Raw genomic sequence first — 10,708 nt, 5'->3', positions numbered from 1 at the left:
CCCGATTCCATCCATCATCAAAAGCAGGTCGTCAGAGGGTAAGGGGGTCAGATTTCACTGTCGCCAGGGGGTCACTTTCTGATGTCGCTTGACACGGCGGAGCCGGGCTCCCACCAGCCTGCGACAGGTTGCCTACCCTTCAAGGCCAGTGAGACAGGCCCCTACTGGTGGGAGCCCGATTTATCGGGCGATTGGCGGAGTTACCAGTGGTCAGTTTCGTAAACCAACAGTACCAACACCTCAATCGCCCGGCGGAGCCGGGCTCCCACCAGCCTGCGACAGGTTGCCAACCCTTCAAGGCCAGTGAGACAGGCCCCTACTGGTGGGAGCCCGATTTATCGGGCGATTGGCGGAGTTACCAGTGGTCAGTTGCGTAAACCAACAGTACCAACACATCAGTCGGCCGGCACATTAGCACTCCATCCTCTTGTCCCGTAAAATGCGGCACTTCCGGACCGGACCCCGGATTGCCGCGCTGGCGGCCCGACAAATTCTCCGACCAGAGCCGACTCATGATCCTTTCTGCTTCCCCCACGGCGGCGAGCCGCGCCACCGTGGTGATCTACTCCGGCGGCATGGACTCCTACACCGTGCTGCACCGCGCCCTGCGCGAGGGGCTCGACGTCCACGCCCTCTCCTTCGACTATGGCCAGCGCCACGCCCGCGAGCTGGAGGTGGCGGCGCGTGTCTGCCGCGGGCTCGGCGTGCCCCACCAGGTGGTGGACATCCGCGCCATCCACGGGCTGATCGACAACTCCGCGCTGACCGATGCCGGCCGAGCGCTGCCCGAGGGCGACTACGCCGAGGACAACCTCGCCGCCACGGTGGTGCCCAACCGCAACATGATCCTGCTGTCGCTGGCCATCGCCAAGGCGGTGAACATCGGTGCCGGCCGGGTCGACTATGGCGCCCACGGCGGCGACCATGTGCTCTACCCCGACTGCCGCCCCAAGTTCGTCGAGGCGATGAACGCCGTGGCCGGCATCGCCAACTTCGAGGCGGTGGCAATCCACGCCCCCTACCTGCGGGCCAGCAAGGCGGAGATCCTCGCCGATGGCCTGGCCATGAGGCTCGACTACGCCGACACCTGGACCTGCTATGAGGGAGGCAAGCTGGCCTGCGGGCGCTGCGGCAGCTGCCGCGAGCGGCTGGCGGCCTTCGCCGCCAACGGCACCGTCGACCCCATGGCCTACGCCGAAGGGGGCATTCGATGACGCTTTTCCTCAACCGCCTGACCCAGCTCGACGTCTCCTGGTGGTGCCCCACCCGCGGCCTGGTCGGGGCCAGCTGGCACGTGGACGTGGAACTCGACGGGGAGCTCGGCGAGGACGGCATGCTGTTCGACTTCGGCGAGGTGAAGCCGTGGATCAAGCAGCGCCTGGATGCCGGCGCCGACCACACCCTGCTGGTGCCCACCCGCGCGCCGGGGCTGGAGCTCCACGACTGCCGCGAGGGGCTCTGCGTGCGCACCACCCTGCCCTGGGCCATGGAGCTGCGGGCACCGCGCCAGGCGCTGACCCTGCTCCCCTGGCGGGAGATCCGCGCCGAGCGCCTGGCCGACCACCTGGCGGCGGAGCTGATGCGCCGGCCGCCGCCGCGGGTCAGCGACATTCGCCTGCGCCTGCGGGAGGAGGAGATCGACGGGGCCGCCTACACCTACAGCCACGGGCTGAGGCGCCACGCCGGCAACTGCCAGCGCATCGCCCATGGCCACCGCTCGCGGCTGCATATCTGGCAGCTGGGGCATCGCGTGCCGGGCCTGGAGCGGCAGTGGGCCGACTGGCTGGCGGATCGCTACCTGGTCGACGAGGCCGACATCGTCGCCGACGACGAGCCGGCCTGGAAGCAGCTGCTGACCACCCGCTACCGCTCGGAGCAGGGGCAGTTCTTCCTGCGCCTGCCCCGGGAGCGCTGTGCCGTGCTGCCCACGCCTACCACGGTGGAGTGGATCGCCGACTGGCTGGCCCGGCAGATCGCCCGGGAGACGGGGCGCGACACCCGGGTGCAGGCCTTCGAGGGGATCGACAAGGGCGCCATCGCCCAGGCCTCGCCATGACGGCCGGGGAAGGCTCGCCTGTCGGGGAGATGGAAGGCAACGCGGGCTGCCGGCCGGGCTGCGGGGCCTGCTGCATCGCCCCCTCGATCCGCTCGCCGATTCCCGGCATGCCCGACGGCAAGCCCGCCGGGGTTCGCTGCGCGCAGCTGGATGAGCACAATCTCTGCCGGCTGTTCGGCGACCCGCGCCGCCCGGCCCTCTGCGAGCGCTTTACCTTCGATGCCGAGCTGTGCGGGGAGAACCGCCAGCAGGCGCTGGAGCGTATCTCGGCGCTGGAGCTGGCTACCGGCTGATAATAACCTAGGCGATGCGGCCCATCTCGCGCAGCGTCTCCAGCAGGTGCTGGACGCTGTCGGCGGGCTGGTGATATTCGGTCATCAGCGCGCGAAGGCGCTCCTCGAAGCGCTGCTGACGCGCCGCCTCGTCATCTTCTTCCTGCTCTTCCAGGGGACGCACCGGGGGACCGGTGGGAATCTCGAGCTGGCTGTCGGGATCCTCGAGTTCACGCAGTGCCTCGGCAAAGGCGTCGTCGAGTTCGCGGAACTTGCGCAACTTCTCGCGCTCATCCATCGGTTTTCGCGTGGTCTGCTGTTTCATTCGCTACCAGAAGTTCAGAGGGTCGGCCGAGGCGGTCAGTTCTTGAAAAAACGGCCGACACGGGGACGGGATGCAGGATGTTCGAGACGAACGAGTATACCGCCATTGCCGCCCTCGGCGAAGGGTTTCGCCCCGGCAGGATCCGCCTGGCGCCGGGGCCGGCGACTCGCATTATGCCCGTTCGCGCATTGAAGTATTCCAAACTTGCCTTTGCACCCTCAAGACGCGCATAAAGATAGTGAACGGATAACCGTTGTTACCCACGAGTAACAACACCGAGCCGCCAGGCGCGTGGGAGTACGGGAAACCCGACCTCTCTTTCCGGCTCGGCACAGGTGACACAGGGAAGGGGCCGGTCGATGTTCAACGAGATGATGCGCGCGGAGATCTGGCTGCAGGAGAGCCTGGAGAGCGACCGGACCATCGAGGACCTGGCCGATCGACTCGGCTACTCCAGCTCCCAGATCCGGCGCCGCTTCCGCCAGTGCTTCGGCATGTCGCCGAGCGCCTACCGGGAGTCGCTGCGACTCGAGAAGGCCGCCCGGCTGCTCGCCTACACGCCCCTGGGCATCCGCGAGGTGGCCGAGCAGTGCGGCTACCGCAACCACTCCGCCTTCAGCCGCGCCTTCCAGCGCCGCTTTCGCCAGACGCCCCGCGACTACCGCCAGGCCCACCGGCCCGGCCGGCGCCGGCGTCGTGACGCCAGCCCTCCCGATCTCGCCGTGCGCGTCGAACGCCTGCCCCGGCGCACGGCGCTGGTCACCCGCCGCTACGAGCCCCACGAGGCCATGGCGGCGCCGGAGACCTGGCCGGCGCAGCTCGACGGCGACGAGGGCCTGCCGAATCCCATCGGCGACGACGCCACGGCCATCGCCCTGCTCCATGACGCCTCCCGCGTGAGCCAGGTGCCGCGCCTGGATATCGGCGTGCTGGTGGAGCCACGCCAGGCCGATACCATGGCCATGCCGCCCTCACTGCGCCTGGTCACGCTGCCGATGGAGCGCTGCGCCTGCGTGGGGGTCGAGGGCGTCGACGCGCTCGCCACCACCCTGGAAACGGTGCTCGGCGAGGTGCTGCCATCCCTGGGGGAGCACTACAGCGGTGAGGCGCTGCGCCTGCTGCACCGGCCGGATGGCCTGGAGCTGCAGCTTCCGCTGCTGTCGCCTGACACTTCAGACGCCTGACAAGATTACGGCCCAAATAACAGAGCGGCGGCGCCCGATGGGCGCCGCCGCTCCTTATACAGAAGGTCGTCCGATATTCAGACGGACGCGCCGATCACTCCTCGACGCGCACCAGCCAGGACTCGACGGTGTCGTTGCCGTACTCTTCCTTCCACGACTTGAGGGTCTTCTGGTTGCCGCCGCGGGTCTCCACGACTTCACCGGTATTGGGGTTCTTGTAGATCTTCAGCTTGCGCTTGCGGCGGCCACCAGCGGCGGCAGAGGCGGCCTTCGGTGCGGAAGTGGCGGGCTTCGGATCGAGCAGCGAGATAACATCCGCGGCGCTCTTGTCGAACTCCTTCATCAGCGACTCGAGCTTGGCCTTGAACTCGAGTTCAGACTGCAGACGCTTGTCGTTCTGCAGCTTGTCGAGATTGGCCTGGAGATCCTTGAGCTGCTGTTCCATCTGCATGTATTCGCTGAGCAGGGACATCGATTCTCTTCCTTATGGATGGCAAGTTGGAAATCACAACGGGACGTGCATTATGCGCTGTTTATGACATTGTTCGCAACAGTGTGGCCAAGGCATTAATCGTTGGCAAGTGGGGGAGGGAGTTTATTGGGGGTTGAGTTTTAAACTATTATCGAGGGCGCCGTCGTGGTTCGAGGATTATTAGCATGACTCGATGGTTTGTGAGAGCCAGAGGTGGTTCTGATTCTGGTGGGAGCCCGGCTTTCCCGGCGGTTCGACGCTTCGACGATGGCGGTGTTACCAAACCATAAAAACAACACTGACCTCGCCGCCGATATCTATCGCCCGATAAATCGGGCTCCCACCAGTAGCAGACTACATCGGTGGCATAGCGAAGGCACAAAACAAGACCGCCGCCCCGAGGGGCGGCGGTCTGTGGTCCGTCGGAAAGAAGCTTCCCGATCAGTCCTGACCCATCTGCTGCTTGATGAGGTCGCCGATGGTGGTCGGGCCACCGCTCTCGGGCGCTTCTTCACGCAGCTTCTTGAGGTTCTGACGGGTCTCGTCCTGGTCCTTGGCCTTGATGGACAGGGCGATCTGGCGGTTCTTGCGATCGACGCCGATGATGCGGGCCTCGACGCTGTCACCTTCGTTCAGGACGTTGCGGGCGTCCTCGACGCGGTCGGCGCTGATCTCGGACGCCTTCAGCACGGCGACGACATCGGTGGCCAGCTCGACCTGGGCCTGCTTGGCATCGACCTCGACCACGCGGCCGGTGACGATGGTGCCCTTGTCGTTGACGGCCAGGTACTCGGCGACCGGATCGGTATCCAGCTGCTTGATACCCAGTGAGATGCGCTCGCGCTCCGGATCGATGGAGAGGATCACGGCCTCGGCCTCATCGCCCTTCTTGAAGCCACGCACGGCATCCTCGCCGGTGTCGGTCCAGGAGATGTCGGACAGGTGCACCAGGCCGTCGATACCGCCTTCCAGACCGATGAAGATACCGAAGTCGGTGATCGACTTGATGGTACCGGACACGCGGTCGCCCTTGTTGTACTGGGCGCTGAAGGTTTCCCACGGGTTGGCGGTGCACTGCTTGATGCCCAGGGAGATACGACGACGCTCCTCGTCGATGTCCAGCACCATGACGTCCACGTCGTCGCCGACCTGAACCACCTTGGAGGGATGGATGTTCTTGTTGGTCCAGTCCATCTCGGAGACGTGGACCAGGCCCTCGACACCCTCTTCCAGCTCGGCGAAGCAGCCGTAGTCGGTGAGGTTGGTGACGACGGCATGCACCTTGGTGCCTTCCGGGTAGCGATCCTTGATGTTGACCCAGGGATCCTCGCCCAGCTGCTTCAGGCCCAGGGAGACGCGGTTGCGCTCGCGGTCGAACTTGAGCACCTTGACGGTGATCTCGTCGCCCACGGCCACGATCTCGCTCGGATGCTTGATGCGCTTCCAGGCCATGTCGGTGATGTGCAGCAGGCCATCGACGCCGCCCAGGTCGACGAAGGCGCCGTAGTCGGTCAGGTTCTTGACGATACCGATGATCTGCTGGCCTTCCTGCAGGGTGGCGAGCAGGGCCTCACGCTCGGCGCTGTTCTCGGCTTCGAGCACGGCACGGCGGGAGACGACCACGTTGTTGCGCTTCGGGTCGAGCTTGATGACCTTGAAGTCGAGTTCCTTGTTCTCGAGGTGCGCGGTGTCGCGAACCGGACGCACGTCGACCAGGGAACCCGGGAGGAAGGCACGGATGGAGTCGACGTCGACGGTGAAGCCGCCCTTGACCTTGCCGTTGATCACGCCCTTGACGATCTCGTCCTTCTCGAAGGCCGCTTCCAGCACCTTCCACGCTTCGGCACGCTTGGCCTTCTCGCGGGACAGGCGGGTCTCGCCGAAACCGTCCTCGACGGCTTCCAGAGCGACGTGGACCTCGTCGCCGATGGCGATGGTCAGCTCGCCGTTGTCGTCGCGGAACTGCGACGAGGGGATCTGACCTTCGGACTTCAGGCCGGCATTGACGGTGACCCAGTCACCCTCGATGTCGACGACGGTAGCCTGGACGATGGCGCCCGGCTCCATGTTGATGTCCTGGAGAGACTGTTCAAACAGTTCAGCAAAGCTTTCGCTCATGATGTTCCTACGTGATCAACGTTAAAGTGCGGCAGGGCCGCTTCCTCCGCACCACCAGCGAGTGCGGGCCTTATTTACCATCCCCCGGAGATGTTGGCGCTGGTTCGACCTGGCTCGGCTCGCAGAAATTCAAGGTGCCGAACCACGTCATCACATACTGCCGGAGGCCCCGCAAGGGAGTGTCAGGTGGCGGAGGCCAGACCCCGTTCGGTCAGAAGCTCCGTCAGCCGATCCACCACTTCCGGTATCGTCAAGCGCGTGGTATCAAGCGTGATGGCGTCATCGGCCGGCTTGAGCGGTGCCACGCTGCGCTGCATGTCACGGGCATCACGCGCCTGAATCTCCTTTAGAAGACTCGATAGACTAGCATCCACCCCGGCCTCCCGCAACTGGAGGTGGCGCCGTCGCGCCCGTTCCTCGGCGCTGGCGGTGAGGAAGATCTTCAGCGGGGCGTCGGTGAACACCACCGTGCCCATGTCGCGGCCATCGGCCACCAGGCCGGGAGCCTTGCGGAAGTCGCGCTGGCGCTGCAGCAGCGCCTGGCGCACCGCCGGCAGCGCCGCCACCCGGGAGGCGGCATCGCCCACCTGCTCGGTGCGGATGGTGGTGGTGGCGTCATCGCCTTCCAGCAGCACCGTGGTGGCCTCGTTCTCGGCCACGAACACCACGTCGAGGGTCGCCGCGACGCGGGCCAGGCCCGCCTCGTCGTCCAGCGCCACGCCGTGCTTGCCGGCGGCCAGGGCGGTCAGGCGATAGAGGGCGCCGCTGTCCAGCAGGTGCCAGCCCAGCCGCTCGGCGACCAGGCGGCTGATGGTGCCCTTGCCGGCGCCGCCGGGGCCGTCCAGGGTCAGCACCGGGGCACTGTTCACTGCCTCGCTCATGCGCCCTCCTCGTCGCGCTCTTCATCAAGGCTCAGGCCGACCCTGCGCGCCAGGTCGATGAAGCCTGGGAAGGAGGTGGAAACGTTGGCGCAGTCGTCGATGACGATCTCGCCGCCGGCACGCAGCGCGGCGATGGCGAACGACATGGCGATGCGGTGGTCGCCCAGGCTGTCGATGCGCCCGCCGCCATAATTTGGAGACGAAGAGTTCGCGCCCTCCGGGTTGCCGCCGCCGACGATGTCGATGCCGTCAGGCAGCAGGGTATGCTCGACGCCGAGGGTCGCCAGGCCGTCGGCCATGGCCTGCAGGCGGTCGGACTCCTTGACCCGAAGCTCCTCGGCCCCGCGCAGCCGGGTCACGCCCTCGGCATTGGCGGCGGCGATGAACAGCGCCGGGAACTCGTCGATGGCCAGGGGCACCTGCTCCACCGGGATGTCGATGCCCTTCAGCGGCGCGTATCGGATGTGCAGGTCGGCCACCGGCTCGCCGCCCACCTCATGCTCGTTGGTGAGCCGCAGGTCGGCACCCATCAGCTGGAGGATGTTGATCACGCCGATGCGGGTCGGGTTGATGCCGACGTGCTCCAGCACCAGGTCCGAGCCCGGGGTGATCGCCGCTGCCACCAGGAAGAAGGTGGCGGAGGAGATGTCCGAGGGCACGTCGATGGGGGCGGCGGTGAGCTTGCCACCGCCCTGCAGCCAGCAGGTGTCGCCCTCGCGATGCACCTCATAGCCGAAGCCCGCCAGCATCCGCTCGGTGTGGTCGCGGGTCGGCGCCGGCTCGCGCACCCGGGTCTCGCCCTCGGCATAGAGCCCGGCGAGCAGCAGGCAGGACTTCACCTGGGCGCTGGCCATGGGCATGTCGTAGGTGATGCCCTGGAGCGGCTTGCCGCCGTGGATGCGCAGCGGCGGCCGGCCGCCCTCGGCGGTGTCGATCTCGGCGCCCATCAGGCGCAGCGGATCGGCCACCCGGCCCATGGGGCGCTTGGTCAGGGAGGCGTCGCCGGTAAGCTCGGTGTCGAAGGCCTGGCCGGCCAGCAGCCCGGCGAACAGGCGCATGGCGGTGCCGGCATTGCCCACGTAGAGCGGTCCGGAGGGCGCCTTGAGGCCGTGCATGCCGACGCCGTGGACGGTGACGCGGCCCTGGTGGGGGCCCTCGATGGCCACGCCCATCTCGCGGAAGGCCTGCAGGGTCGCCAGGCTGTCCTCCCCTTCCAGGAAGCCCTTCACCTCGGTGACCCCCTCGGCCAGGGCGCCGAGCATGATGGAGCGATGGGAGATGGACTTGTCGCCGGGCACGCGGATGCGCCCGGTCACACCGCCGCCGGGCGTGACCCGGTAGCGCAGCTTGCCGTGTTGTTGCATCTGGTATTCCGCCTGATAGCTGGTCTGGTTCAGCAGGGATTCGAAGTAGTGTCGCGCATGGCTGGCCCGGTCGAAGATGGCCAGCATGGCATCGCCGTCGCCGCGCTCCACGGCGCGCCGCAGCCGGCCCACGCCGGTCTCGAAGTCGTCCAGGGAGGCCAGCACCGCGTCGCGGTTGGCGATGAAGATGTCGCGCCACATCACCGGGTCGCTGCCGGCGATGCGGGTGAAGTCGCGAAAGCCGCCGGCGGCGTAGCGGAAGATCTCCAGCCGCTCGTCCTGGCGGGCCAGGGTGTCCACCAGCGAGAAGGCCAGCAGGTGCGGCAGGTGGCTGGTGCGTGCCAGCACCTGGTCGTGGCGCACCACGTCCATCTCCAGCACCTCGGCGCCGCAGGCCGCCCAGAGCGCGCGCACCCGGGCGAGTGCCGCCGGGTCGGTGTCGGACTCCGGGGTGAGAATCACCTTGTGGTTGACGTAGAGCGCGGGGTTGGCCGCCGCCACACCGCTCTTCTCGGAGCCGGCGATGGGGTGGCCGAGCACCAGATGGGGCGGCACCCGGCCGAAGGCCCGACGGGCCACGTCGCGGATGGCCGCCTTGGTGCTGCCCACGTCGGTGATCACCACCCCGGGGGCGGCACGGTGGATCACCGATGCCAGCTGGGTCATGACCGACTCCATGGCCAGCACCGGTACCGCCAGCACCACCAGGGTGGCGCCGTCGATGACCGCCTCGAGGCGGGTGTCGCCGCCGTCGATCAGCCCCATCTCGATGCCGCGGGCGATCTCGTCGGGGTTGGGGTCGCATGAGTGGATCGCACCCCGGAAACCAGCAGCGCGCAGCGCCGCGGCCAGGGAGCCGCCGATCAGCCCCAGGCCGACGATCAGGATGCGGTCTTCATCGACCGACGCTTGCATCGTTGACGCCATGTCTCAGAGCACGCCGATCGGGTAGGAGCCCAGCACCTTCACCTCAGCGGCGCGCAGGCGCACCTCCTCCAGCACCGCGGCCACGCGGGGCTCATCGCGGTGCCCCTTGAAGTCGATGAAGAAGACGTAGTTCCACACGCCGCTGCGCGACGGCCGGGTCTCCAGGCGCGTCATGTCGATCTGGTGGCGATGGAAGGGCTCCAGCAGGTCGTGCAGGGCGCCGGGCTGGTTGCGCATGGCCACCACGATGGAGGTCTTGTCCTCGCCGGACATCGGCACGTCCTGGTGGCCGATGATCAGGAAGCGCGTGGAGTTGTCCGGGCGATCCTCGATCTTCTCGGCCAGGCGGGTCAGGTCGTAGAGCTTGGCGGCCATGTCGCCGGCGATGGCGGCGCTGTGCCACTCGGTCTTGACCAGCCGCGCCGCCTCCGCGTTGGACGACACCGGCACCCGCTCGGCGTGGGGGAAGTGGGCGTCGAGCCACTTGCGGCACTGGGCGAAGGACTGCGGGTGGGAGTAGATGCGCGAGACCTTGTCCTGGCGGGTGGTCTCGGCCACCAGCAGGTGGTGGTGGATGCGCAGCACCACCTCGCCGCAGATGCGCAGGCCGGAGTCCATGAAGGAGTCCAGGGTGTGGTTGATCACCCCCTCGGTGGAGTTCTCCACCGGCACCACGCCGTAGTTGACGGCGCCGGCCTCCACCTCGCGGAACACCTCGTCGATGGCCGCCATGGGCAGGCTGATGGCGCTCTCGCCGAAGTGCTTGATGGCGGCCTGCTGGGTGAAGGTGCCCTCAGGGCCCAGGTAGGCGACCTTGATGGGCTGCTCCAGCGCCAGGCAGGCGGACATGATCTCGCGGAACAGCCGGGCGACCTCCTCGCTGTCCAGCGGGCCCTTGTTCAGCGCCATGATCCGGCGCAGCACCTGGGCCTCGCGCTCGGGACGGTAGAAGACCGCCTTGGGGTCCTCGGCGGTCTTGACCTGGGCCACCTGCTGCGCGGCGGCCGCCCGCTCGTTGATCAGGCGCAGGATGTCGCTATCCAGAGCGTCGATGCGCTGCCGGAGCGCGTCAAGATCGATGGGGGTATCACTCATGCTTGTCCCCTAAG

General features: G+C 67.2%; 10 protein-coding genes. 4 read left to right on the top strand and 6 right to left on the bottom strand.

The window, feature by feature from the left end; genetic code table 11:
* Nucleotides 1-512: 512 nt before the first annotated feature.
* The 3 genes from queC to BDK63_RS16795 are packed head-to-tail and all read left to right on the top strand — an operon-like array spanning nt 513 to nt 2,349.
* Nucleotides 513-1,214: a 7-cyano-7-deazaguanine synthase QueC gene (queC, locus tag BDK63_RS16805; protein WP_183334083.1), complete on the top strand. Its 702-nt coding sequence runs from the start codon at nt 513-515 to the stop codon at nt 1,212-1,214.
* Nucleotides 1,211-2,056, top strand: a complete 846-nt coding sequence (locus BDK63_RS16800; protein ID WP_183334081.1) for a 6-pyruvoyl trahydropterin synthase family protein — start codon at nt 1,211-1,213, stop codon at nt 2,054-2,056. The genes queC and BDK63_RS16800 overlap by 4 nt, the downstream gene beginning before the upstream one ends.
* Entirely contained in the window at nt 2,053-2,349 is a 297-nt protein-coding gene (locus tag BDK63_RS16795; RefSeq protein WP_246386264.1) for a YkgJ family cysteine cluster protein, read from the top strand. Before BDK63_RS16800 ends, BDK63_RS16795 begins: the two co-directional genes overlap by 4 nt.
* Nucleotides 2,350-2,356: 7 nt before the next feature.
* Here BDK63_RS16795 and BDK63_RS16790 read toward each other — a convergent pair whose 3' ends face one another.
* Entirely contained in the window at nt 2,357-2,626 is a 270-nt protein-coding gene (locus BDK63_RS16790; RefSeq protein WP_183334079.1) for a hypothetical protein, read from the bottom strand.
* Nucleotides 2,627-3,012: 386 nt separating this feature from the next.
* Here BDK63_RS16790 and BDK63_RS16785 point away from each other — a divergent pair, with 386 nt between their 5' ends.
* Nucleotides 3,013-3,837, top strand: coding sequence for a helix-turn-helix domain-containing protein (locus BDK63_RS16785; RefSeq protein ID WP_183334077.1), 825 nt, complete (start codon nt 3,013-3,015; stop codon nt 3,835-3,837).
* Between the two features lie 94 nt (nt 3,838-3,931).
* Here BDK63_RS16785 and BDK63_RS16780 read toward each other — a convergent pair whose 3' ends face one another.
* The 5 genes from BDK63_RS16780 to pheA form a co-directional block, all read right to left on the bottom strand.
* Nucleotides 3,932-4,309 (bottom strand): histone-like nucleoid-structuring protein, MvaT/MvaU family, encoded by a 378-nt coding sequence (locus BDK63_RS16780; protein ID WP_183334075.1) that lies wholly within the window; start codon nt 4,307-4,309, stop codon nt 3,932-3,934.
* Nucleotides 4,310-4,750: 441 nt separating this feature from the next.
* Complete coding sequence (gene rpsA, locus BDK63_RS16775) at nt 4,751-6,427, bottom strand: 30S ribosomal protein S1 (RefSeq protein ID WP_183334073.1); 1,677 nt, start codon at nt 6,425-6,427, stop codon at nt 4,751-4,753.
* Nucleotides 6,428-6,609: 182 nt separating this feature from the next.
* Nucleotides 6,610-7,308: a (d)CMP kinase gene (gene cmk, locus BDK63_RS16770; RefSeq protein WP_183334071.1), complete on the bottom strand. Its 699-nt coding sequence runs from the start codon at nt 7,306-7,308 to the stop codon at nt 6,610-6,612.
* On the bottom strand, nt 7,305-9,587 hold the full coding sequence (locus BDK63_RS16765) for a bifunctional prephenate dehydrogenase/3-phosphoshikimate 1-carboxyvinyltransferase (RefSeq protein WP_183334069.1): 2,283 nt from the start codon (nt 9,585-9,587) through the stop codon (nt 7,305-7,307). The genes cmk and BDK63_RS16765 overlap by 4 nt, the downstream gene beginning before the upstream one ends.
* A gap of 15 nt (nt 9,588-9,602) precedes the next feature.
* Entirely contained in the window at nt 9,603-10,694 is a 1,092-nt protein-coding gene (gene pheA / locus BDK63_RS16760) for a prephenate dehydratase (RefSeq protein ID WP_183334067.1), read from the bottom strand.
* Between the last annotated feature and the right edge of the window lie 14 nt (nt 10,695-10,708).

It is taken from the genome of Halomonas campaniensis, from assembly GCF_014193375.1.
GTDB classification, from domain to species: Bacteria; Pseudomonadota; Gammaproteobacteria; order Pseudomonadales; family Halomonadaceae; genus Halomonas; species Halomonas campaniensis.
The sequence above is the reverse complement of the archived record's forward strand: the minus strand, read 5'-3'. Positions and strand labels throughout refer to the sequence as shown.